Source organism: Streptomyces sp. NPDC028331, assembly GCF_055565775.1.
The window spans coordinates 93686-117433 of sequence record NZ_JBVHTR010000023.1; the positions used below are offsets into that span (position 1 = coordinate 93686).

A 23748-nucleotide genomic window follows, 5' to 3' on the forward strand; every position below is an offset into this window, starting at 1 on the left:
CCGCTTGACCGCCCGACCCGCCGTTCCCCCGCTCCCATCGAGGTTGTCCGCGTCATGAACTCACGCCAGCGCCGCGGCGTCATCCTGCTGGTCCTCTCGGCCCTCGCCGCCGTCGGCGCCTTCGCCGGGGTGCTGTCGGTGATCCGCGACGTGAACTCCAAGGTCGGCCCCGAGGTCACGGCGTACCGCCTCAAGAGCGACATCGATCCCTACAAGGAACTCACCCCCGGCCAGTTCCAGAAGATCTCCATGCCGAAGCGGTGGCTGCCCGCCACCGCCGTCACCGACCTGGCGCGGATCCGCGGCAAGATCGCCGTGACCCGGCTGGAGCAGGGCTCCCTCCTCCAGAGCGACATGATCGTGGACCGGCCCGAACTCCAGCCGGGACAGCAGGAGATCGCCATCATGATCGACGCCTCCACCGGTGTCGCGGGCCAGATCGACCCCGGTTCGCGGGTCAACATCTACGCCACCTTCAAGGCCCGGAACGACAAGGCCAAGGACGAGTCCAAGATCATCGTCACCAACGCCCGCGTCCTCAACGTCGGCAAGCTGACCGCCCTCGACCCCGGCCAGTCCAGCGACGAGCGGCAGCGCACCGCCACCGAGGCCGTCCCCATCACCTTCGCCCTCGACACGGCCGACGCCCAGCGCGTCGCCTACGCCGAGTCCTTCGCGACACACGTCCGGCTCGCCCTGGTCGCGGGCGGCTCCCAGACCACGGTCACGCCGGGCGACCGCACATACACCCTCGACCAGGACAAGTAGGAGGCCGCGCATGAGGTCCGTACCGGTCCCCACGCCGTCCGACCGGGCGGGGTGTCGCCGATGACCATCCGTGTCCTTCCCGCGGCCGGTGACCTCGACTCCGCCCGCGCGCTCACGACCCTGCTCGGCCAGCTCCCCGACGCCGAGCCCGCCCCGCCCGTCCACGACTCCACGGCCCTGCTCGACACCCTGGCGCGCCTGGCCCAGGACTCCCTGGACGAACTGCCCGAGGTCGTCCTCGTGCACGAGCGGATCGGGCCGGTGCCCGCGCTCGACCTGATCCGCGACCTGGTGATGCGGTTCCCGGCGGTCGGCGTCGTCCTCGTCACCGCCGACACCAGCACCGGCGTGCTCACCGCCGCGATGGACTCCGGCGCCCGCGGCATCGTCACCCTGCCCCTCGGCTACGACGCCCTCGCCGAACGCGTCCAGGCCGCCGCCGCCTGGTCCGCCGGCATGCGGCGCCACCTGAGCAGCGGCGCACCCGAGTCGTACGGCGGACCCGGCGGGACCGTGGTCGCGGTGACCGGCGCGAAGGGCGGCGTCGGCACCACGGTGTGCGCGGTGCACCTCGCGCTCGCCACACGCGCCTCGGGCCGCACGGTCGCGCTGGTCGACCTCGACCTCCAGTCCGGCGACATCGCCTCCTACCTCGACGTGCAGTTCCGGCGCTCGGTCGCCGACCTCGCCGGGATCACGGACATCAACCCGCGCGTCCTCCAGGACGCCCTCTACACGCACGACAGCGGCATCGGACTGCTCCTCGCCCCCGCCGAGGGCGAGCGCGGCGAGGAGGTCACCGACCGGGTGACCCGCCAGGTCCTCGGCGCGCTGCGCTCCCGCCACGACGTGGTGATCGTCGACTGCGGCTCCCAGATGACCGCCGCCACCGCCGCGGCCGTCGAGATCGCCGACCACGCGCTGCTGCTGGTCACCCCGGACGTGGTCGCGGTCCGCGCGGCCAAGCGGATGGTCCGCCTGTGGGACCGCCTCCAGATCCGCAAGGCCGAGGAGACGCTGACCGTCGTCAACCGGCACGCACGCGGTACGGAGATCCAGCCCGCCCTCGTCGAACGCGTCACCGGCACCAAGGCGGCCCGCGCCGTGATCCCGGCCGCCTTCAAGGAACTCCAGGCGGTCGTGGACGCCGGACGCCTCCAGGACCTCGACGCCCGCTCCACCGTGAAGCAGGCGCTGTGGGCGCTGGCGGGGGAGCTGGAGCTGGTGAAGGTCCAGGAGGGCGGCGGGCGACGGCGGAAGGCGCCGTCGGACCGGGGCGCGCTGAGCCTGTGGCGCAAGGGCGGCGACCGGGGGTCGGTGACGCTGGAGTTCGCCGGGATGTTCCCGCTGCTGCTGGTCGTGATGGCGCTGCTGTGGGAGTGCGTGCTGTACGGCTACACGTACTCGCTGGCGGGCAACGCGGCGGACGAGGCGGCTCGGGCGGGGACGGCGGCGTACGCCGTGAAGGGCGATGTGGACGGAGCGTGCCAGTCGGCGGGGGTCCAGCACCTGCCGGACGCCTGGCAGGGGGCGGACATTCACTGCAGGCCGGACCCGGCAGGGTCGGTGATGAGGGCGACGATCAAAGCGGACGTCCCGCTCTTCTTCCCGGGCCTCAACCCCGGCTGGAAAGTCGTCGGCTCGGCAGGAGCGGCACTGGAAGGGAACAGCCCATGAGGTCTCCTCTCCGCCGCCGGGAGGCGCCCCGGCCGGGACGACGCACCCGCCGCCGCTGGGACGACCGCGGCGTCTCCATGCTCGAATTCGCCGGCTTCCTGCCCATCCTCCTCGTCATCGGCATGGCGGCCATCCAGCTCGGCCTCGTCGGTTACGGGATCAGCCAGGCGGGGACGGGTGCGCGGGCAGCCGCCCGGGCCGCATCGCAGAACAGGGACGGGGCAGCCGCGGGCCTGGCGTCCGTCAGCGAGTGGCTCAGCCCCGACGTGAAGGCGCCCAAGGGGCCTGGCGCCACCACCACCGCCACCGTCACCGTCCAAGTCCCCGCGGTGATTCCCCTCTTCGACAAGATCCCCGTCACCCGCCGCGCCACCATGCCCAACGATCCGGACCCGATCCTCCCGGAGAGGAGCTGACGACCGGCATGAGCCTCCGCTCCCGTATCGCCGCCCCCGACGACGGGGGAGCCGCCCGCGAGGACGGACACCTCGTCGCCGTCTACCGCGCCAAGCTCCTGGAGGAGATCGACCTCGCCGAGATGTCGGGCCTCGCGACCGCCGAACGCCGCGTGCGGCTCGAACGCGTCCTCGGGCACATCATCAGCCGCGAGGGCCCGGTCCTCTCCTCCGCCGAACGCTCCCAGCTCATCCGCCGGGTCGTCGACGAGGCCCTCGGCCTCGGCGTCCTCGAACCGCTCCTCGCCGACGCCTCCATCACCGAGATCATGGTCAACGGCCCCGACTCGATCTTCGTGGAGCGGGCGGGCCGCGTCGAACAGCTCCCGCTCCGCTTCGCCTCCGCCGAGCAGCTGATGCAGACGATCGAACGCATCGTCTCGACCGTCAACCGCCGCGTCGACGAGTCGAACCCCATGGTCGACGCCCGCCTGCCCACCGGCGAACGCGTCAACGTCATCATTCCGCCGCTCGCCCTGACTGGCCCCACCCTCACCATCCGCCGCTTCCCGCGCGCCTACACGCTCCCCGAACTCATCGGCCTCGGCTCACTGGACGAGCAGATGCTGATGCTGCTCGCCGCGTTCGTCCGCGCCCGCTTCAACCTCATCGTCAGCGGCGGTACCGGCTCCGGGAAGACGACCCTGCTCAACGCGCTCTCCGGGCTGATCCCCTCCCAGGAACGCATCATCACCATCGAGGACTCCGCCGAACTCCAGCTCCAGCAGGAGCACGTGATCCGGCTGGAGTCCCGCCCGCCGAACGTCGAGGGCAAGGGCCAGATCACCATCCGCGACCTGGTCCGCAACAGCCTCCGGATGCGGCCCGACCGGATCATCGTCGGCGAGGTCCGCGGCGGCGAGACCCTCGACATGCTCCAGGCGATGTCGACCGGCCACGACGGCTCGCTCGCCACGGTACACGCCAACTCGGCGGAGGACGCGCTGATGCGGTTGCAGACCCTCGGCTCGATGTCGGAGGTCCTGATCCCGTTCGAGGCGCTCAAGGACCAGATCAACTCGGCCGTCGACGTGGTCGTGCAGCTCGCCCGGTACCCCGACGGCTCCCGCAAGGTCGTGGAGATCGCGCTCGTCGTGTCGCACGGACGCGAACAGTTCCGCGTCGCCACCGTGTCCCGTTTCGTGCCCCAGCCCCTCGGCCCCGACCGGATCGTCCGCGGCCGCTTCGAGCACCTGCCGCTGCCCCGGCCGGTCGCCGAGAAGCTGTACGGCGCGGGCGAACCGCTCCCGCCGGCCTTCGGCGTCGCGGATGCCCTCGACGTACTGAACACGAGGCAGGCCATCGGATGATCCCCGCCCACCCCAGGAGCCGGTCATGAACGACCCCGCACTCCTCGCCCTCGGCGCCACCGTCCTCACCGGCGCGCTCGCCGTCGCGGGCGTGCACTCGTACGCCTCCGGCCGCGCCCAGCGCCGGGCCCTCGTCGACCGGCTCTCCGGCGCCGCGTACGGCCCGGTCCGCACGGCGGCGGGCCGCGTACGGCGCTTCACGGCCGTCGACCGCAGGCTGCGCCGCACCCGCCTGGGACGCGCCATCCACATGCGCCTGTCGGCGACGGGACTCGACCTGACGGCGGGGGAGTTCTTCACCTACGTCACCGTCGTCGTCGTGGCGCTCTGGCTGATCGCGGCCTCCACCCTGGCGCCCTTCTTCGGCCCGATCGCCGGCCTGATCGGCGTCTGGGGCGCGGCCGTCTTCCTCAACTGGCAGCGCCAGAAGCGCATCGAGGCCTTCATCAACCAGCTCCCGGACGTGGCCCGCCTGCTGGCCAACGCCACGGCCGCCGGACTCGCCCTGCGCACCGCACTCGCCATGGCGGCGGAGGAACTGGAGGCCCCGGCGGGCGAGGAACTGGCCCGGGTCGCCGACCAGCTCTCGCTCGGCCGCTCGGTCGACGACGCCCTGGACGAACTGGCCGAACGCCTCCCGTCGCGCGAGCTGATCGTCCTCGTCACCACCCTGGTCCTGGCCAACAAGGCGGGCGGCTCGGTGGTCAGCTCACTGCGCAACCTCACCCAGACCCTCGAGGACCGCAAGGAGACCCGGCGCGAGGTCCGCACGATGCTCTCCGAGGTCAACGCGACCGCCTTCACGGTCCCGATGCTCGGCCTGGGTTCCCTGATCCTGGTCAACTCCTCGAACGAGGGCGCCCTGGCCCGCGTCACCGGCTCCCCGCTCGGCCAGGGCCTGGTCCTGCTCTCCCTCGGCCTGTACACGATCGGCTTCTTCGTCATCCGCCGCCTCGGCAAGATCGAAGTGTGAGGGGGAGAACGCGATGCTGCCGCTGCTCCTCGCCCTGCTGATGGCGGTGTCCGTCGCGGGCATCCTCCTCGGCATCCGGATGATCCGCGCCGACGCGAGACTGCCGAGCGACCTCGCGCTCGCCCTGGAGGTCGGCTCCACCCGGGTCTCCAAGGCGGGCTCGGCGGTCGACCGCCTCGGCATCCGCTTCGCCCCGCTCGTCCTGCGCCTGATGGGCCCCCGCCGCGTCGAGGCCAAACGCCGTCGCATCGACATGGCGGGCAACCCCGGCGGGCTGACCCTGAACCGGTACGCCGCACGCCGGGCGGTGTACGGCATCTTCGGGCTGGTCCTCGGCCTGATGTTCCTCACCAACGGCCGGCTGCTCTTCGCCGCCGTGACGTTCGCCTTCGGGCTGTTCGCCGCCGACGCCCTGATCTGGCAGGCCATCCGGGAACGCAAGGACGTCATCGACCGCACCCTGCCGGACTTCCTGGACGTCCTCGCGGTCGTCGTCTCGGCGGGGCTCGGCTTCCGGCAGGCCCTCGACCGGGTCGCGGAGAAGTACGAGGGCCCCTGGGCGGACGAACTGCGCATCACCCTGCGCCAGATGGACATGGGCGTCAGCCGCCGCCAGGCCTTCGACGAACTGCGCAGGCGCAACTCCTCCGAGCAGGTCGCCCAGTTCGTGTCCGCCCTGCAACAGGGCGAGGAACTCGGCTCGCCCATCGCCGAGACCCTGATCCAGCTCGCCACGGACATGCGCCGCACCGACGCCCAGAACGCCCGCCGCCGCGCCGCCAAGACCATCCCCAAGGCCACGCTGGTCACCCTGGTGTTCATGCTCCCGGCGACGATGATCCTGATCGCCACGGGGATGTTCCTGGGGTCGGGCACGGACTTCGGATCGATTCTGGGCCGGTGACGCCGATGACGCCCAAGACGCCCGAGACGCCGAAGAGGCCGAAGGCGGGGACAGCGAGGAGGAGCGGGAGCGGGAGCGGGACCGGTCACCCCACCCCCGGATACCTCGAGGACGACGCCCCTGCCCCCGCCAGCGTCCGACTCCAGCTCAACGCGCTGCAGACCCTGTGCCGCCAGACCGTGGCCGTACGCCTCGCCATGGTCCTGATCGGCACCCCCTTCGCCCTGGCCCACGCCCCGGACGGCACCCCCCGCGACGCCGCCCTCGCGGCAGGCGTCCTCGGCGTCATGGCCTCCTACGCCGTGCTGCGCGACTGGCACCGCGTGGGCCCGCGCCTGCTGGCCCACCCCACCCTGATGGCGCTGGACCTGCTCTTCGTCGCCACACTGCTCCTGACGGCGTCCCCCGCCTCCCCCCTGGCCTACGCCACGGTCTGCACCCCGCTCCTCTCCGGCCTCCTCTACGGCTGGCGCGGCGCGGGCGTCCTCACGGGCCTGCAACTGGCCGTGGTCCTCGCGGTCTACCGGGCGTGGGAACACCGGCCCGGCGCGGGCGCCAGCACCCTGCTCATCGCCGGGTTCTGCGTGGCCGCCGGCATCATCGGCGTCACCCTGCGCAACCTGATGTTCCGCTTCGGCGCGGCCGGCGAGGCGCTGTCGCAGGCCAACGCCCGCCTCGCGGCGACGGAGGCCGTGGAGTCCGAACGCAGGCGCCTCGCCCGCGAGATGCACGACTCGGTGGCCAAGACCCTGCACGGCCTGGCCCTGGCCGCGGAGGCCCTCGCGACCTCGGCCGACCGCGGCGACCCCGAAACACTCAAACGCCAGGCGACGCTGGTCGCGGGAGCGGCGCGCAGGGCGGCGGCGGAGTCCCGCGAGCTGCTGTCGGACCTGCGGCGCCGTACGGACGTCACGGCGGCACACCTGGACGTGGCGGCCGAACTCGCCGTCCGCGTACGGGAGTTCGCGAGCCGCACCGGCATGGAAGTGGAGCTGGCGAAACCGGACGCCCCCCTGCTCCTGCCGTACGCGACCGCACACCACGTCCTGGCGATCGTCGCGGAAGCGCTGGAGAACACCCACCGGCACGCCCACGCGACGCACCTGCGGATCGCCCTCGGCGTCGTCGGGGCCGAGGCGTTCGATCTGCGCGTGCAGGACGACGGTGTCGGCCCGCCCCCGCCCGACGCCCTGGAAGACCTGACGAAATCCGGCCACTTCGGCCTGCTCGGCATGACGGAACGTGCCGCGTCTCTGGGCGGGACCCTCCGTCTGGGCCGTTCACCGCTGGGAGGCGCCGAGGTCCATCTGCGCCTCCCCCCGTCCACGACCGCTGCCCCCGCTCCCCAAGAGGAGGCCGCACATGCCTGACCTGCCTGACCAGGCACAACCCGGCCCGCCCCTGCGTGTCCTCGTGGCCGACGACAACCCGGTCGTACGGGCGGGCCTGACCGCCCTGCTGTCCGTCCACCCCGACATCGAGGTGGTGGCGGAGGCGGCGGACGGCGCCCAGGCCCTCACCTGCGCCGACCGGCACCGCCCCGACGTCATCCTCCTCGACCACCGCATGCCGGGCACGGACGGCCTGACGGCACTGCCGCGACTGGCCGCGCTCGCCCCCGTGATGATGCTGACGTACAGCCGAGAACCCGAGGTGGTGGCGGAGGCACTGGGCCGGGGGGCCTCGGGCTACCTGGTCCACGGGGAGTTCACGGCGGCGGAGCTGATCGCGGCCGTACGGGGGCTGAGGGACGGTCGGCGGACGGTGTCCCCGTGCGCTGTCCGGACTTCGCTCGGCGTTTCCTACGAAGAGAAGGAAGTCGCTTCGCGTCTGCAACCGACCGTGGCACAGTCGTCGGGGGTTCCGCCCGCCCGGGCGGGGGGTCCGCGGCGACGCGCCGCCAGATGGCCGGCCTTCGGGCTGAGTTCGAGGGAGGTGGAGGTCATGGACCTCATCGCGGCCGGGATGAACAACCGGCAGATCGCCGCGGCCTGCTTCATCAGCGAGAAGACGGTCAAGAACCACATCAACCGCATCTTCGCGAAGCTGCATAGTTCTTCGCGGAGCGAAGCGATCGCTCGCTGGCTGGGGACGGCTCGGGAGGGGTGGGCCCGATGAGCACCCGGCCAGGCGGAAGTTGGGCCCCTGGGCCCACGAAGGGTGAGAGTTCTTTCACCTACGGTGTTGTGGTTGGCGGTTGCCGCATCGGGTGGGAGGGCAGGGACCGTGATGAACAGGGTGAGGCGCGGGGTCGGTGCGTGGGGGCGGGCCGTGGGGGCCCGGATGCGGGGGGCTGGGCGGGATGCCGGGGCGGGGTTCGTGGAGTACGCGGGCCTGATGATCATCGTTGCCGCCATCTTCACCATGGTCCACGGTCTGGGTCTGGACAACCTGATCTCACAGGCGATCCTGCGCGCGGTGAACAACGTCACCGGCGGCTGAACGACCGCGGACAGACGCTCCCCCTCTACATATGGCTGACAAGCATCCTGCTGTTCGCAGCCTTCGCGTTTTTCGCCTTCGCCCAAGCAGCGTCCGCCCGCAACGGAGCGCAGTCCGCGGCGGACGCTGCCGCATTGGCGGCGGCGCAGGACGGCCGGGACCGGCTGATGGACCGTCTCGAGACCGCCGTGGGGCAGGAGGACGACTGGCTGACCTGGCTGCGCGGTCGGCTGCCCGCTGACGCCGCAGACCCCACTGCCGCCGCGCAGCAACTGGCTGCTGAGAACGACTCGACCGTCGAGGGCGGAGCCCAGCCGGTGACAAGGGACGGCTATCCCGGATTCCAGGTGGCAGTGCAGACGAACTACACAGTGGGCGATTCCGTCATTCCCGGTACGGAGGGAATGCATGCGAGGGCCCATGCCATCGCCGTCATACAACCGCGCTGCGATTTCGACCCGGACGCGGATCCCGAGAAACCTGTGCAACTGAACTGCGACGGCCAGAGCGTGGACATCGACCCCAAAAAATTCAAACCGGTCGACCTTCCTGACGCGTCCGTGCTGTTCTCAGTGCATCTGGCCGAGTGAAAGGAAGCCCAACCGATGGATCTTCGGCACACCATGAAGGGCCGCAGGGCGCTGGGCGCGGTCGCGATCACGGCCGGGCTGCTCCTCACGGTGGCCGGGTGCGGCGGGGGAGGTGACGGTAAGTCGGACAAGGGAGCGGCGGCTTCCTCCGCCCCTGCTCAGAGCGGCAGCAGTGGGGACGAGAAGAAGTCCCAGGCACCCCAGTCGGACACGACGCTGGCCGAGGTCAAGGGGGAGAACGGGCTGACGTTGACTATCACCTCCGCCAAGCGGGACAGCGGGGGCTTCGTGACCGTCGAGGGAACGGTCACGAACAACACGGGCGGTCCGTGGGTCGGGGGCGACTGGCGCGGCGACGAGCAGGAACTGGCCAGGAACGGTGGATCCATCGCGGGCGCCAGCCTGATCGACCCGAAGGGCAAGAAGAAGTACCTGATCCTGCGTGACACCTCAGGGCGCTGCCTCTGCACCCAGTTCACCGGTGGCGTCAAGGAGGGCGGCACCACGCAGTGGTTCGCACAATTCCCGGCCCCGCCCGAAGGCACGAACCAGGTGAACTTCCAGGTCGGTTCCATGCCCCCCGCCTCCATCGAACTCTCCGAGGGGTGACCGACCATGCGCCGCCCTCTCCGACCGGCCGCTGCCCTGACGCTGCTCACGGCCCTCACCCTCGTAGGCACACCCCCCGCCTCCGCCGACGAAACCCCCAGCGCACCCCCCGGCACCGTGACCACCCCCCCGCCCCCCTCCATCGACCCCACCAGCCCGGGCCTGAAGCTCGCCGACGGTGCCAGTCTCGCGCCCGCCAAGGTGCTGGACATCAAGTCGGTCGTCGAGGACCTCGGCGGTGAAGAGCGCCGCGAGGACACCAACACGAGCGTCACCTTCGCGCTGCAGGCGGAGGTGTTGTTCCCCAAGGACAGCTCCAAGCTGAACCCGGAGGCACGCTCCCGTATCGACGCGATCGCGGACGAGATCAAGAAGCAGAACGCGAGCTCCGTCCGCGTCTTCGGGTTCACGGACAACCTCGGCACGTACGCCCACGGCCTGGTCCTGTCCAAGCAGCGCGCGGAGGCGGTCCACGACGAACTGGCCGCCCGGCTCGGCGGCAACGTCACCTTCGAGGTGCGCGGCTACAGCGAGGACTACCCGATCGCGGACAACTCCACGGAGGAGGGCCGCCGCAAGAACCGCCGGGTGGAGGTGTCGTTCCCGAGGGGAGGCGCGGACGGCGCCGGTACCGCGGGCGACGCCGGCTCGGCGATTTCCGGCGGCTGACCGCGGCCGACTCCCACGGGCCCCTTTTTCCTCAAGGAAATCAAAAGGGATTCCCTCGATTCCGTAGGGATTCGGTAAGAGGGAAAGGTGTTGGTAAGTGTGGTTTTCCTTTGAACGGTCCCGGCCCCTTGCGCGTATTCACAGGCATCCGGAACACCTTGAGTACCGAATGAGAAAGGGGCGGCAGACCATGGCATTCGACAAGCTCATGCTGGTCAAGAAGGCCAAGAAGAAGGAAGTCGGCTGCGCGGCCAAGGAGGCGCACCGCAAGCACCACCACAAGAAGCACCACCGCAAGCACAAGAAGGCCGCCAAGTAACCGGGCCGGAATACCGGGCCACATAAGAAGACCCGCACTGCCGGCTCCGCCGGGATCCGTCCGTCTCGTCCTCGGCGGGCGGATCCCGGCGTGCCGTCGGGTCGGACGGGGCAGCGCCCAGGGAGCAACGGCCACGCCATGAGTACCGCGAGTACCGCCGCACAGATCACCGCCGCGGCCGCCGAACCCGGCGCCCCGGCACGGACACGTCACGCGCGGATATCCCCCTCCACCGCGTTCCGGAAGTTCTGGCCGCTGGTGCGGGTCAACCGTGCCGCCGTCCTCGCGTCCGCGCTGCTGCTGGTGGTCTCCGCCGGGTGCGACACGGCCGCCATCGGCATCGTCGGACGGCTCACCGACGACGTCCTCGCCCCTGGCGACCTGGGCCGCTTCTGGGGGCCCGCCGCCCTGTGGCTGGGGCTCGCCGCGGCCGGCGCGGTGGCGTCCTCCGCGGGCAGCTACCTCGCGGGCTGGACCGGCGAACACTTCCTGCTCGGTCTGCGCGACCGCGTCTTCCGGCACCTGCAGCAACTGCCCCCGGACGCCCTGGACCGGTACGGCACCGGCGACCTGGTCTCCCGCCTCACCGGTGACATCGAGGCCGTGGAGCAGTTGGTGGCCTCCGCGCCCGTCGAACTGATCACCTCCGCCGTCGGCGCCCTCGTCTTCGCCGTCGCCGCGTTCTGGACGAGCTGGCAGCTCGCCCTGATCACCCTGGTCGTCGCGCCGCTGATCTGGGCCGGTGCCCGGGTGTTCGGCACCCTCATGCGCACCGCGAGCCGCGCCGAACGCGACAGCAACGGCCGGCTGGCCTCCCTCCTGGAGGAGACCCTCGCCAACATGCCCCTCGTGCAGGCGTACGGCAGGCAGCAGTCCGAGCGCGCCAAGGTGCACCGCGAGGGCCGGGTCTGGATGCGCGCGGGCCTGCGGCAGATCCGCCTGACCGCCCTGTACGGGCCGGCCGGCGAACTCCTGGAGACCCTGAGCGTGCTGGCCGTGCTCGGCGCCGGCGCCTGGCAGATCTCGGAGCACCACCTCACCGTCGGCGGCCTGCTCTCCTTCGCCGCCTACCTCGGCTATCTCCACCCGCGCCTACAGGAACTCGGCGAACTGCTGGTCAGCGCCTCCTCCGCCACCGCCGCCTCCGAGCGCCTCCTGGAAGTGCTGCGGACCCGCCCCGTCCCCGAACCGGAGCGGAGAGCGGACCTCCCGCCGCTCGCCGAACCCGTCCGCGGTGCCGTCACCTTCCAGGGCGTCGACTTCTCCTACCCCGGCAGCGGCCGGCCCGTACTGCACCACGTCGACCTCGACATCGCACCCGGCCTGCTGGTGGCGGTCACCGGACCCAGCGGCGCCGGCAAATCCACCCTGGGCAAGCTGCTGCTGCGCTTCCACGAGCCCACCCGGGGGCGCATCCTGCTCGACGGCCGGGACATCGCCGACCTCCCGGTGGACGAACTGCGCCGGCACATCACCCTGTTGCCCCAGGACAGCATGCTCTTCGACGGCACGGTCCGCGACAACATCGCCTACGGCCGGCCCGACGCCTCCGATGCGGAGGTGCTCGCCGCCGCCTCGGCCGCCGACACCGGCACGTTCGTCGACGCGCTGCCCGAGGGCTACGACACCCCCGTCGGCAAGCGCGGCAACAACCTCTCCGGCGGCCAGCGCCGCAGGGTCGCCCTGGCCCGGGCCATGCTCCGCACCGCGCCCGTGCTCATCCTCGACGAGCCGACGGCAGGCCTCGACGACGCCTCCACCGCGCGGGTCATGGAGCCCCTGCGACGCCTCACGGCAGGCCGCACCACCTTCCTCGTCACCCACGACCTGCGCCTGGCCGCGCAGGCCGACCTGGTCCTCCACGTGTCCGACGGCACCGTCACCCTCACCACCCCCGGCCCACCCCCGACGGCCGAAGCCGCCTGAGCCGGTCACGGCTTCCGTGAGGGATGCGCCCGCGCTGAGTACCGTGGGCGCCGGTTCCGGTCGGACGGCGGTGAGGTGGGCCATGAGGAAGATCGTCCTGATGATGTCGGTGTCCCTCGACGGCTACATGGAGGGCCCCCACCGCGAGATCGACTGGCATCTCGTCGACGACGAACTCCACCAGCACTTCAACGACGTCCTGAAGGAGATGGGCGCCTTCCTCGACGGGCGGGTCACCTACCAGCTCATGGCCGGCTACTGGCCCACCGCCGACCGGGACCCCGACGCGCCCGCCCCCGTCGTCGAGTTCGCGCGGATCTGGCGGAACATGCCCAAGGTGGTGTTCTCCCGCACCCTCCAGCACGCCGGCTGGCACACCACCATCGTCCGGGACGTGGTCGTCGACGACATCCTCGCGCTCAAGGCGCAGGACGGCGGCGACCTCGCGCTGGGCGGCGCCGAACTGGCCGCCGAGTTCCTGCGGCACGACCTCGTCGACGAGTTCCGTGTGTACGTCCACCCGGTCCTCCTGGGCCATGGCAGACGGCTGTTCCCCGAGGGGGACGCGCTCACCGCCCTGCGACTGATCGACTCGCGCCGGTTCGGCAACGGAGTCGTGCTGCTGCACTACGGGCGCCCGGAGGCGGGCCGCCGGTAAACGTGTTGCCCGGCCGGGGCCCGCCGGGTAGGAAGGCCGCATGACTCGACTCGGTGCTGTGTTCCGGCCCCAACTCCCCCCGGAGCGACTGCGGACGATCGCGCGGCTCGCCGAGGAGGCGGGCCTGGAGGAGCTGTGGCTGTGGGAGGACTGCTTCCTGGAGGGCGGAATCTCCACCGCGTCCGCCGCGCTCGCCTGGACGGACCGGCTGCGCGTGGGCATCGGACTGCTGCCCGTGCCGCTCAGGAACGTCGCCCTCACCGCGATGGAGGCCGCCACGCTCGAGCGCATGTTCCCCGGGCGGGCGGCCCTCTGCGTCGGGCACGGCGTCCAGAGCTGGATGGGACAGGTCGGCGCCCGCGCCGAGTCGCCCGTGACGCTGCTGCGGGAGTACCTGGACGCGCTGCGCGCCCTCCTGCGCGGTGAGCGGGTCACCACGGACGGGCGGTACGTGAAGCTGGACGGCGTCGCCCTGGACTGGCCGCCGGCGAAGGCCGTCCGCGTCCTCGCCGGGGTCACCGGCCCCCGCTCGCTGCGCCTGTCCGGGGAGGCGGCGGACGGCACGCTGCTCACCGCCGCCACGCCACCGGAGGGCGTACGGGCGGCGCGTGGGATCGTCGAGGAGGGACGCGCGGCGGCCGGTCGCACCGATCCCCACCCCGTCGTCGTCTACCTCCGCGCCGCCACCGGCCCGGACGCCGCCACCCGGCTGCGCGCCGAGATCGAACGCGAGGGAGGGGCGGAACACGGCGTGGCCGGGGACGCGGGCACGGTCGCCAAGGCCGTCCGGCAACTGGCGGACGCGGGCGCCGACACGGTGGTCCTGCAGCCGACGGGCGACGAGCCGGACCCGGAGGGTTTCGTGCGGTTCGTGGCCGACGAGGTACGGCCGCTCGTGCCGTAGAGCGGCGCGAGCGTGCGGCAGCCCGCCTTTCGCCGTGGAGCGGCCCCCCATTGTTCGGAGCGCGGCGCGCGGTCGCGCCGTTCGGTCGCGTGCGACGCCCTGGTCGAAGTCTTCGTCCGCTGTCTTCGTTCGCTGCCTTGGTTCGCTGCCTTGGTTCGGCGCTTCGGTTCGGCGCCTTAATTCGGTCGCGTCCGTTTCCGGGGTGCTGGAAAGATCACGGCATGTCCACCCACCGTTCGTACGAAGAGCTCGTCCGCGAGGCCGTCGAGGCTCCCGTCGAGGGCTGGGACTTCTCCTGGTTCGAGGGGCGGGCCACGGAGGAGCGGCCCCCGTGGGGGTACGCACGGTCGATGGCGCGGCGGCTGGCGCGCGCGACCGCCGCGCTCGACGTCCAGACCGGGGGAGGGGAGGTCCTCGCCTCCGCCCCGGCGCTGCCGCCGGTGACCGTCGCCACCGAGGGGTGGCCGCCGAACGTCGCGAAGGCCACCGCTGTGCTCCATCCGCGCGGCGCGGTGGTCGTCGCCTCCGCGGAGGACGCGCCGCTGCCGTTCGCGGACGCCGCGTTCGACCTGGTCACCAGCCGGCACCCGGTGCGGACGTACTGGGGGGAGATCGCGCGCGTACTGCGCCCCGGCGGCACGTACTTCTCGCAGCAGGTCGGTCCGGCGAGCGCGTTCGAGGTCGTCGAGTACTTCCTCGGGCCGCAGCCGCAGGAGGTTCGCAGCGGACGTGATCCGCGGCGGGCGTGCGCCGAGGCCGAAGCGGCCGGACTGGACGTCGTGGATCTGCGGGAGGCGCGGCTGCGCATGGAGTTCCACGACATCGGGGCCGTCGTGCACTTCCTGCGCAAGGTGATCTGGATGGTGCCGGACTTCACCGTGGGGCGGTACGAGGACCGGCTGCGGTCCCTGCACGAGCGGATCACGGCGGAGGGGCCGTTCGTGGCGCACAGCACGCGGTTCCTGATCGAGGCGCGCAAGCCGGGGGCGTAGGTTGCGGGTGGAGTGGACGAGCGGGAAGGGGCGGCCGGTGGGTGAGACGCGCGTCCGGAACGTGGGACACGAGGGCCGGGTTTTCCGCATCGTTATGGAGGCCGACTCCCGTCGGTCCCGGTGGCTCGCGTAAGTTCAGACCAAGGTAATTCGCGTGAGTGAAGCTGCGCGGGCGGAACCGCGCAGTGGAGGGGGCTGCGCGGGGCCGCGCGTCGGCGCCCGAGCGGCGTCACGGGTCCTGTACGGCGACCCGTACGCCGCGTCTGATCCCCCAACGCTCCATCGCCCCGGCCTCCGCCTCCAGCACGTGGCGTGCCCGCGGGCGGGGGAGGCCGACGCGGCCCGGCGGCATCGTCCGTACCGCCACCACCCGCAATGTCCGGTCCAGGTACGCCACGTCGATCGGAAACCGCATCCCCACGGTGTGCACCGCGCTCGCCGGACTCAGCAGGAGCGCGCCGTCGATCCCGTCGCGCCCGAGCAGCCCACGCCGTCGGTCCCGGGCGGACCGTGCGATCTCCAGCGGCACCGGGTCGGGCGTCTCCGGTGTGGTGAGCAGCGGCATGACTGCGAAGTTAGCGCCGGCGTCAAGCGGGCGCTTCCGGGGCGGGTCACTCGGGCGGAGTATCCCGGGACATGACGCCTTGGGGCCCACAAGATGACGCAAACCCCTTGGATCCCTTGGGTTTCGGCTGGATTCGCCGACAATCGGCCGGGTTTCAGCCACGGTCAGGCGCTGAATGAGGGGTTCCGAGACCATCGGGGCGTTGCCGGGTGATTTCGGAGAGTAGTTGTGGCACGCCGATGCACGCAGCATCACTTACGAAGGGTTATGGTGGAAGCCCCCCCTCGGGCCGGTCCGTCTCCCCCCCACGGACCGGCCCGTTTTCCTTTCCCGGCCCCGGCCCGGGGCTGCGCCTCCGACCGCCGGGCCCGCTCCACCCCCCCGCCGTCGGGCCGACGGCGGTCTTCTCCCCCCATCGCCGCAGGAGCTGGACCGGGGTCGGGCCGTTCCCCCTGGACAGGCGGCCGGACCGCCCCAAATCCCCCCACCTCCGCCCCCCTTCGGACCCATGAACCCGAACCCAACCCGCTCACACCCGTTGGCCGCCCCCGCCCGCTCCGGCGGTAGGCTTCGGCTTCGGGGACCGCCATCTGACGGGGATCGCGCACGACCGCGCCTGTCTGATCCGCACGGAGGGGCTGACAATCACGTGAACCTGCGCGACAAGCTGCGCAGCCTGCTCGTCAGGCTGTACGCACGCCGGGTGGAAGGTCACCTGGACCACGCTCAGGTGCCCAAGCACATCGGCGTCATCATGGACGGCAACCGACGCTGGGCGAAGGCCGCGGGATCGACCACCGCGCAGGGGCACCAGGCCGGAGCCGACAAGATCGAGGAGTTCCTCGGCTGGTGCGCCGAGACGGACGTCGAGGTCGTCACCCTCTGGCTGCTGTCCACGGACAACTTCGACCGGCCGAAGGAGGAGCTGGTCCCGCTTCTCGGGATCATCGAGGACGTCGTCCGCTCCCTCGCCGCCGACGGCCGCTGGCGTGTGCACCACGTCGGCGCGCTCGACCTGCTGCCCGGGCAGATGCAGACCGCGCTCAAGGAGGCCGAGGAGGCCACCGCGCACGTCGACGGCATACTCGTCAACGTCGCCATCGGCTACGGCGGCCGTCAGGAGATCGCCGACGCCGTACGCTCCATGCTCCTCGAGGCCCAGGAGAAGGGCACCTCGATGGAGGACCTCGCCGAGTCCGTCGACATCGACATGATCGGCCGGCACCTCTACACGAGTGACCAGCCCGACCCCGATCTGGTGATTCGTACGAGCGGCGAACAGCGTCTGTCCGGATTCATGCTGTGGCAGACGGCCCATTCCGAGTACTACTTCTGTGAGGTCTTCTGGCCGGCCTTCCGCAAGGTCGACTTCCTGCGTGCCCTGCGTGACTACGCGGCACGGCACCGCCGCTACGGCGGCTGACCCCCGCCGCCGGAGTCATCCGGCAACCGCTCACGCCGTACCCCGTGTCACCCGGCCGGGGGACGGGATGTAACGAGGAGTTCACCGGGGCGCCGTCATATGCCGTGGCATGGCAGCGCGTGTTCGAGGGCATAAGCCAGACAGGTCGACACCCGAACCACGGGTGTCGTATCTCAGCGGACGGCACGGGGCCGTCCGCCCGGGAGGCCCTTTGCACCAGCCCGACCGTGCGGTCACAGCACGGACGCAGACGCGGAGGGCCGGTCCTCGGCCCGTGCATCGCGGCCGACGACCGGTCCAGCTCCACCTCGTCGCTCCCCGACCTCATCCGAGGGGGTACGTCCTTCCGTGGTGACCAGCACAAAGCGCCCCAAGCCAGACCGGCGCACCTACGTTCTCGACACCAGCGTCCTGCTGGCCGACCCCAACGCCATGACCCGCTTCGAGGAGCACGAGGTCGTGCTTCCCATCGTCGTGGTCACGGAGCTGGAGGCCAAGCGGCACCATCCCGAACTCGGCTACTTCGCCCGCCAGGCCCTGCGCCTGCTGGACGACTACCGCGTGCGGCACGGCCGGCTCGACGCCCCCATCCCGATCGGGGACCTCGGCGGGACCATCCGGGTGGAGCTCAACCACTCGGACCCCAGCGTCCTGCCCACCGGCTACCGCCTCGGGGACAACGACTCGCGCATCCTCGCGGTCGCCCGCAACCTGCAGGCGGAGGGGTTCGACGTCACCGTCGTGTCGAAGGACCTGCCGCTTCGGATCAAGGCGTCCTCCGTCGGCCTCCTCGCCGAGGAGTACCGCGCGGAACTGGCCATCACGGACTCCTCCGGCTGGACCGGGATGTCCGAACTGACCCTGTCCGCCGAACAGGTGGACATCCTCTTCGAGGACGGCCACCTGCACGTCCCCGAAGCGGCCGACCTGCCCGTCCACACCGGCCTGACCATCCAGTCGGAGCGGGGCAAGGCACTCGGAAGGGTCACGGCGGAGGGTGACGTCCGCCTGGTGCGCGGGGACCGTGAGGCGTTCGGCATCAAGGGACGCAGCGCCGAGCAGCGGATCGCGCTCGACCTGCTGCTCGACCCGGACGTCGGGATCGTGTCGATGGGCGGCCGGGCCGGCACCGGCAAGTCGGCGCTCGCGCTGTGCGCGGGGCTGGAGGCCGTGCTGGAGCGGCGGCAGCACCAGAAGGTGATGGTCTTCCGCCCGCTGTACGCGGTCGGCGGGCAGGAACTCGGGTATCTGCCGGGCACCGAGGCCGAGAAGATGAGCCCCTGGGCGCAGGCGGTCTTCGACACCCTCTCCGCGGTCACCACCCGCGAGGTCATCGAGGAGGTCACCGCGCGCGGGATGCTGGAGGTCCTCCCGCTCACCCACATCCGCGGCCGCTCGCTGCACGACGCATTCGTGATCGTGGACGAGGCCCAGTCGCTCGAACGGAACGTGCTACTGACCGTTCTGTCCAGGATCGGCGCCAATTCCAGGGTCGTTCTGACCCATGATGTGGCGCAAAGGGACAATCTGCGAGTCGGGCGATATGACGGGGTTGTCGCCGTGGTGGAGAAACTGAAGGGGCATCCGCTCTTCGCGCACGTCACGCTCACCCGGTCCGAGAGGTCCCAGATCGCCGCCCTTGTGACCGAAATGCTAGAGGACGGGCAAGTCTGACCCGAGTGTTCAACGTGGGGTAGTTACCGACCAGTTGGCGCCGTCCGGCAAAGTCGTAGAGCTTAGCCGGGCGGCGCCGTCGTGTGCGGGAGATCCCGAGAATTGCGGGGTCCAAACGGGATGTGAGCTTTCACACTCATCCCGGAATTGCACCGCGGCGCCGGATTACGGCAGAGTCTCGTTCCTGTCAGGCCCCGCATACGACACAGCTGTACCCCCAGCGGTACAGAGCCACAGGAACCTCAACTTCATAGAGCCGTCGTATGCCGCCCGAGCACCACGCGGCGCTCCCTTGGCGGGAGTTGCCCACCGGGCCCGTGCCTCCCGTGACCCCGCAGGTGGGAGGCCAGTGTCAGGGGCACGATTGCGTCCGCCAGGGTCACCGAAGCGGGCGATGCTGGAAGGAAACCGTGTGAGCCCGATCTCGGTCCGGGGATTCGCAGTGGCCTCGGCCACGGCGGTCACCGCTGTCGGAAGCGTCGTCGGAGTCGCCTCGGGCAGCACTGCCCAGACGAACGACGCCGAGGCGACCGCAGCCGACTCGACGCTCCTCGCCGACATACCCGCCGGTCAGCAGGCCCAGGTCCAGACCGCGTCGCTGACGCAGCAGGCCAACACCCAGGCGATCGCCGCCGACGCGCTCGCGAAGAAGGACGCCGAGGAGGCGGCCCGCAAGCAGGCGGCCGCGGAGGCGATCGCCAAGCAGCAGGCAGCGCAGAAGGCCGAAGAAGAGGCCAAGCAGCGCGCCGAGGCGAAGGAAGCGGCCAGCCGCAGCAGTGCGAGCTTCCCCGTCCAGACGTCTTACACGGTTGCGCAGGTCCAGGCGATCGCGCGGCAGATCGTGCCGAGCGGCCAGTTCCAGTGCTTCAGCAACATCGTGGACCACGAGTCGAGCTGGAACTACCAGGCGGTCAACGCCGCCTCCGGCGCCTACGGCCTCGTCCAGGCCCTGCCCGCCGGCAAGATGGCGTCCGCCGGCGCCGACTGGCGCACCAATCCGGCCACCCAGATCAAGTGGGGTCTCAACTACATGAACCAGCGCTACGGCAGCCCGTGTGACGCCTGGTCCTACTGGCAGGCCAACGGCAACTACTGAGTCCCGCCTGCCCCGCTCAACCTCGCGCAGCCCCTCCCCGTCCTAGGGGGAGGGGCTTTCGCCCTGTACGGTCGTACGCGAACAACTCCAGGGGGGAGTGGTGGCGAGCACCCGGGGACGCGGGGGAAGAGGACGGATCATGTCGCGAGTGCCAGGGTGGCTCGGCCGGCTCGGTGCCGGGCTGACCGAGATCAGCGAGCGCCTGGACGAGCGCCGCGCGGAGGTCGAGAAGGAGCACGCCGCGCCCGAACGGCCCCGCCGCGCCCCCGCCGCGGCCCCGCAGCCCGTCGCGCCGCCACCGGTGCCCACCGGCCCCCGCCCCGACCCCGCTCAGGCCGTGCCCTGGGGCGTACGGGTGGCGGCCGAGGCCGGCTGGCGACTCCTGGTGCTCGCCGGCACGGTGTGGGTGCTGATGAGGGTCATCAGCGCCGTGCAGCTCGTGGTGTTCGCCTTCGTCGTCGCGCTGCTGATGACGGCACTGCTGCAGCCCACGGTCGCCCGGCTGACACGTCGGGGTGTGCCGCGCGGTCCGGCAACCGCGCTGACCGTGATCCTGGGCTTCGTCCTGCTCGGCCTGCTCGGCTGGTTCGTGACCTGGCAGGTCATGGAGAACATCGACGCGCTCTCCACCCAGATCCAGAACGGCATCGACGACCTGCGCAACTGGCTGCTGAAGAGTCCCTTCCACGTCACCGACAAGCAGATCAACCAGATCGCCAAGAACCTCCGCGAGGCGATCGGCGCCAACACGGACCAGATAACGTCCGCGGGCCTGGAGGGCGTCCAGGTCATCGTCGAGGCCCTGACCGGCATCCTGCTGGTCTTCTTCTCGACGCTCTTCCTGCTCTACGACGGCAGGCGCATCTGGCAGTGGTTCCTGAAGCTGGTGCCCGCCGCAGCCCGCCCGGGCGTGGCCGGCGCCGGCCCGCGCGCCTGGCGGACCCTGACCGCCTACGTCCGGGGCACGGTCCTGGTCGCCCTCATCGACGCCATCTTCATCGGCATCGGCATCTACTTCCTCGATGTGCCGATGGCCGTCCCTCTGGCCGTCTTCATCTTCCTGTTCTCGTTCGTGCCCCTGGTGGGCGCCGTCGCCTCCGGCGCGCTGGCGGTGATCGTGGCGCTGGTGACGCAGGGTGTCTTCACCGCGGTGATGACCCTGGTGGTGGTCCTCGCGGTCCAGCAGATCGAGGGCCACGTCCTGCAGCCGTTCATCCTGGGCCGCGCGGTCCGCGTCCACCCCCTCGCCGTGGTGCTGACGGTGGCGGCCGGCGGCATGGTGGCCGGCATCGGCGGCGCCGTGGTGGCCGTACCGCTGGTGGCGGTGACGAACACGGTGGTGGGGTATCTGCGGCAGTACGCGCACGAACAGGCCGCACAGGAGCAGACCGAGCAGGAACCGGCCCCGTCCGTACAGCCGCTCGACGGCGCGGTCCGGCAACCGCCGGTCCGTCCGGCGGCCGTGGACGAGGCCGCCCAGGCCGCGGGAGGGCCCGGGGACACAGCCGCCGGTGACGGTGCCCACAACGCAGAGGACCCCGCCCACCAGGAGTGAGCGGGGCCCGGCACGGCGGCCTACTCGGCCAGCACGGCCTCCGCGTCCAGCGTCACGGCGACCGCCTGGATCACCGAAGCGATCTTGAACGCCTCCTGGATGACCTCGCGCTCGATGCCCGCCTTCCGCAGCACCTGCTCGTGCGAGTCCAGGCACATCCCGCAGCCGTTGATCGCCGACACCGCGAACGACCACAGCTCGAAGTCGACCTTGTCGACCCCGGGGTTGCCGATGACGTTCATCCGCAGCCCCGCGCGCAGGCTGCCGTACTCGTGGTCCGACAGCAGGTGCCGCGTGCGGTAGAAGACGTTGTTCATCGCCATGACGGCCGCCGCGGACTTCGCCGCGGTGTACGCCTCCGGCGAGAGGTTCGCCTTCGCCTCCGGCTCGAGTTCGCGCAGCACGATCGCCGAACGCGACGCGATCGCCGTCGCCAGCACCGTGCCCCAGAGCTGCTGCGCCGGCAGCTCGGAGTTGCCGATGACCGAGCCCAGGTTGAGCTTCAGGTCCTTGGCGTAGTCCGGTACGGCGGACTTCAGGGAGTCGAGGGACATACGTCACTCACCAGCCAGCAGCTTGACCGGGTCGAGGGTCTCCTCGCCCTTGTTCCAGTTGCACGGGCACAGCTCGTCGGTCTGCAGGGCGTCCAGGACCCGCAGGACCTCCTTGGGGTTACGGCCCACGGAGCCCGCCGTCACCATGGTGAACTGGATCTCGTTGTTCGGGTCGACCACGAAGACGGCGCGCTGCGCGAAGCCGTCCTCGCCCTCGATGCCCAGAGCGCGCATCAGCTCGTGCTTGGAGTCGGCCATCATCGGGAACGGCAGCTCGCGCAGGTCCGGGTGGTCCTTGCGCCAGGCGTGGTGCACGAACTCGGAGTCGCCGGAGAAGCCGAGGATCTGGGCGTCACGGTCGGCGAACTCGTCGTTCAGCTTGCCGAAGGCCGCGATCTCGGTCGGGCACACGAAGGTGAAGTCCTTGGGCCATGCGAAGACGATCTTCCACTTGCCCTCGTAGGTCTTGTGGTTGATCTGCTCGAACTCCTTGCCCTTCTCCAGCGAGACGCAGGCGGTCAGTTCGAACTCGGGGAACTTGTCACCGACAGTGAGCACACGCTCTCCTTGCAGCACAGAAGCACCCGGAACGCAAGGTGCTTCTCATGGGTTGGACTGTTCCGATGCTGGCACAGAGTGCATTGATTACGGAAATAGCTACACTCGGGCATGTTGATCGGTGTCGGCTATCAGTAACCGGGAGTAAGACCATGGCCGTGGGCGGGACCAGGACCAACGGGCGCCGCCAGCCCACGCTCGCCCAACTGCGCGCCTTCGCCGCCGTCGCCGAGCACCTCCACTTCCGGGACGCCGCCGCCGCGATCGGGATGAGCCAGCCCGCCCTGTCGGGCGCCGTCTCCGCCCTGGAGGAGGTCCTCGGCGTCACCCTGCTGGAGCGCACCACCCGCAAGGTGCTGCTGTCACCGGCCGGCGAACGCCTCGCCCTGCGGGCCAAGGCGGTGCTGGAGGAGGTCGGCGCGCTCATGGAGGAGGCCGAGGCCGTCCGCGCCCCCTTCACCGGGGCGCTGCGGCTCGGCGTGATCCCGACGGTGGCACCGTACCTCCTGCCCACCGTCCTCAACCTCGTCCACGACCGCTATCCGCACCTCGACCTCCAGGTCCACGAGGAACAGACCGCGAACCTGCTCGACGGGCTGACCACCGGCCGCCTGGACCTGCTGCTGCTCGCCGTCCCCCTCGGTGTGCCCGGGGTCGTCGAACTCCCGCTGTTCGACGAGGACTTCGTCCTCGTCACCCCGCTGGACCACTGGCTCGGCGGCCGGGACGGGATACCCCGCGACGCGCTGCGCGAGCTGAACCTGCTGCTCCTGGACGAGGGGCACTGCCTGCGCGACCAGGCCCTCGACATCTGCCGGGAGGCCGGCCGCGAGGACATGCCGGTGACCACGACCGCGGCCGGCCTGTCCACCCTCGTCCAGCTCGTCGCGGGCGGCCTCGGCGTCACCCTGCTGCCGCGCACCGCCGTCGAGGTGGAGACCACCCGCAACGGCCGGCTGCTCACCGGCTTTTTCGCGGACCCGGCCCCCACCCGGCGCGTCGCGCTCGCCATGCGCGCGGGTGCCGCGCGGGGTGCCGAGTACGAGGAGCTGGCCGCCGCCCTGCGCGAGGCGCTGCGACCGCTCCCCGTACGGGTGCTGGGGCCCGGGGGCTGACCCCGCCCGCCC

The 23748-nt window shown here is 71.1% G+C and carries 24 protein-coding genes; 21 read left to right on the forward strand and 3 right to left on the reverse strand.

Features of this window, described 5'->3' with window-relative positions:
* Positions 1–54: 54 nt before the first annotated feature.
* The 16 genes from cpaB to ACZ4SW_RS28755 all read left to right on the forward strand — a co-directional run bounded on the left by cpaB (position 55) and on the right by ACZ4SW_RS28755 (position 15196).
* Positions 55–768, forward strand: a complete 714-nt coding sequence (cpaB, locus tag ACZ4SW_RS28680) for a Flp pilus assembly protein CpaB (RefSeq protein WP_468251416.1) — start codon at positions 55–57, stop codon at positions 766–768.
* Positions 769–828: 60 nt separating this feature from the next.
* Positions 829–2445 carry an AAA family ATPase gene (locus ACZ4SW_RS28685; protein ID WP_468251418.1) on the forward strand — a complete coding sequence of 539 codons (1617 nt, stop codon included), beginning with the start codon at positions 829–831 and terminating at the stop codon, positions 2443–2445.
* On the forward strand, positions 2442–2861 hold the full coding sequence (locus tag ACZ4SW_RS28690) for a TadE family protein (RefSeq protein ID WP_468251420.1): 420 nt from the start codon (positions 2442–2444) through the stop codon (positions 2859–2861). The genes ACZ4SW_RS28685 and ACZ4SW_RS28690 overlap by 4 nt, the downstream gene beginning before the upstream one ends.
* 8 nt (positions 2862–2869) lie before the next feature.
* The gene (locus ACZ4SW_RS28695) at positions 2870–4210 is read left to right on the forward strand and encodes a CpaF family protein (RefSeq protein WP_468251422.1); all 1341 of its coding nucleotides are present in this window, start codon (positions 2870–2872) and stop codon (positions 4208–4210) included.
* A 25-nt stretch (positions 4211–4235) separates the two neighbouring features.
* Positions 4236–5183, forward strand: coding sequence for a type II secretion system F family protein (locus ACZ4SW_RS28700; RefSeq protein ID WP_468251424.1), 948 nt, complete (start codon positions 4236–4238; stop codon positions 5181–5183).
* Between the two features lie 13 nt (positions 5184–5196).
* The gene (locus ACZ4SW_RS28705; protein ID WP_468251426.1) at positions 5197–6087 is read left to right on the forward strand and encodes a DUF5936 domain-containing protein; all 891 of its coding nucleotides are present in this window, start codon (positions 5197–5199) and stop codon (positions 6085–6087) included.
* Between the two features lie 5 nt (positions 6088–6092).
* Positions 6093–7457: a sensor histidine kinase gene (locus tag ACZ4SW_RS28710; protein WP_468251428.1), complete on the forward strand. Its 1365-nt coding sequence runs from the start codon at positions 6093–6095 to the stop codon at positions 7455–7457.
* The gene (locus ACZ4SW_RS28715; protein ID WP_468251429.1) at positions 7450–8205 is read left to right on the forward strand and encodes a response regulator; all 756 of its coding nucleotides are present in this window, start codon (positions 7450–7452) and stop codon (positions 8203–8205) included. The genes ACZ4SW_RS28710 and ACZ4SW_RS28715 overlap by 8 nt, the downstream gene beginning before the upstream one ends.
* 371 nt (positions 8206–8576) lie before the next feature.
* The gene (locus ACZ4SW_RS28720; protein ID WP_468251506.1) at positions 8577–9119 is read left to right on the forward strand and encodes a pilus assembly protein TadG-related protein; all 543 of its coding nucleotides are present in this window, start codon (positions 8577–8579) and stop codon (positions 9117–9119) included.
* A 15-nt stretch (positions 9120–9134) separates the two neighbouring features.
* On the forward strand, positions 9135–9728 hold the full coding sequence (locus ACZ4SW_RS28725; protein ID WP_468251432.1) for a hypothetical protein: 594 nt from the start codon (positions 9135–9137) through the stop codon (positions 9726–9728).
* 6 nt (positions 9729–9734) lie between these two features.
* Positions 9735–10397, forward strand: coding sequence for an OmpA family protein (locus ACZ4SW_RS28730; RefSeq protein ID WP_468251434.1), 663 nt, complete (start codon positions 9735–9737; stop codon positions 10395–10397).
* 190 nt (positions 10398–10587) lie between these two features.
* Positions 10588–10716: a hypothetical protein gene (locus ACZ4SW_RS28735; RefSeq protein WP_468251436.1), complete on the forward strand. Its 129-nt coding sequence runs from the start codon at positions 10588–10590 to the stop codon at positions 10714–10716.
* A gap of 138 nt (positions 10717–10854) precedes the next feature.
* Positions 10855–12642, forward strand: a complete 1788-nt coding sequence (locus ACZ4SW_RS28740) for an ABC transporter ATP-binding protein (RefSeq protein WP_468251438.1) — start codon at positions 10855–10857, stop codon at positions 12640–12642.
* An 82-nt stretch (positions 12643–12724) separates the two neighbouring features.
* Positions 12725–13300: a dihydrofolate reductase family protein gene (locus ACZ4SW_RS28745; protein WP_468251440.1), complete on the forward strand. Its 576-nt coding sequence runs from the start codon at positions 12725–12727 to the stop codon at positions 13298–13300.
* A gap of 40 nt (positions 13301–13340) precedes the next feature.
* Positions 13341–14204 (forward strand): LLM class flavin-dependent oxidoreductase, encoded by an 864-nt coding sequence (locus ACZ4SW_RS28750; RefSeq protein WP_468251443.1) that lies wholly within the window; start codon positions 13341–13343, stop codon positions 14202–14204.
* Between the two features lie 221 nt (positions 14205–14425).
* The gene (locus ACZ4SW_RS28755) at positions 14426–15196 is read left to right on the forward strand and encodes a class I SAM-dependent methyltransferase (protein WP_468251445.1); all 771 of its coding nucleotides are present in this window, start codon (positions 14426–14428) and stop codon (positions 15194–15196) included.
* Positions 15197–15425: 229 nt separating this feature from the next.
* Here the strand turns inward: ACZ4SW_RS28755 and ACZ4SW_RS28760 are convergent, their stop codons facing one another.
* Complete coding sequence (locus ACZ4SW_RS28760) at positions 15426–15761, reverse strand: DUF192 domain-containing protein (protein WP_468251447.1); 336 nt, start codon at positions 15759–15761, stop codon at positions 15426–15428.
* Between the two features lie 649 nt (positions 15762–16410).
* Here ACZ4SW_RS28760 and ACZ4SW_RS28765 point away from each other — a divergent pair.
* The 4 genes from ACZ4SW_RS28765 to ACZ4SW_RS28780 all read left to right on the forward strand — a co-directional run bounded on the left by ACZ4SW_RS28765 (position 16411) and on the right by ACZ4SW_RS28780 (position 21509).
* Positions 16411–17184, forward strand: a complete 774-nt coding sequence (locus tag ACZ4SW_RS28765; protein ID WP_468251449.1) for an isoprenyl transferase — start codon at positions 16411–16413, stop codon at positions 17182–17184.
* A 348-nt stretch (positions 17185–17532) separates the two neighbouring features.
* Entirely contained in the window at positions 17533–18858 is a 1326-nt protein-coding gene (locus tag ACZ4SW_RS28770) for a PhoH family protein (RefSeq protein ID WP_468251450.1), read from the forward strand.
* Positions 18859–19270: 412 nt separating this feature from the next.
* Positions 19271–19954 (forward strand): aggregation-promoting factor C-terminal-like domain-containing protein, encoded by a 684-nt coding sequence (locus tag ACZ4SW_RS28775; protein ID WP_468251452.1) that lies wholly within the window; start codon positions 19271–19273, stop codon positions 19952–19954.
* A gap of 139 nt (positions 19955–20093) precedes the next feature.
* The gene (locus tag ACZ4SW_RS28780; protein ID WP_468251454.1) at positions 20094–21509 is read left to right on the forward strand and encodes an AI-2E family transporter; all 1416 of its coding nucleotides are present in this window, start codon (positions 20094–20096) and stop codon (positions 21507–21509) included.
* Between the two features lie 20 nt (positions 21510–21529).
* Here ACZ4SW_RS28780 and ACZ4SW_RS28785 read toward each other — a convergent pair whose 3' ends face one another.
* Positions 21530–22063: an alkyl hydroperoxide reductase gene (locus ACZ4SW_RS28785; RefSeq protein ID WP_468251456.1), complete on the reverse strand. Its 534-nt coding sequence runs from the start codon at positions 22061–22063 to the stop codon at positions 21530–21532.
* Between the two features lie 3 nt (positions 22064–22066).
* Positions 22067–22621 carry a peroxiredoxin gene (locus tag ACZ4SW_RS28790; RefSeq protein WP_103838369.1) on the reverse strand — a complete coding sequence of 185 codons (555 nt, stop codon included), beginning with the start codon at positions 22619–22621 and terminating at the stop codon, positions 22067–22069.
* Between the two features lie 152 nt (positions 22622–22773).
* Here ACZ4SW_RS28790 and ACZ4SW_RS28795 point away from each other — a divergent pair, with 152 nt between their 5' ends.
* Positions 22774–23736 carry a LysR substrate-binding domain-containing protein gene (locus tag ACZ4SW_RS28795; RefSeq protein ID WP_468251458.1) on the forward strand — a complete coding sequence of 321 codons (963 nt, stop codon included), beginning with the start codon at positions 22774–22776 and terminating at the stop codon, positions 23734–23736.
* Positions 23737–23748: the final 12 nt, after the last annotated feature.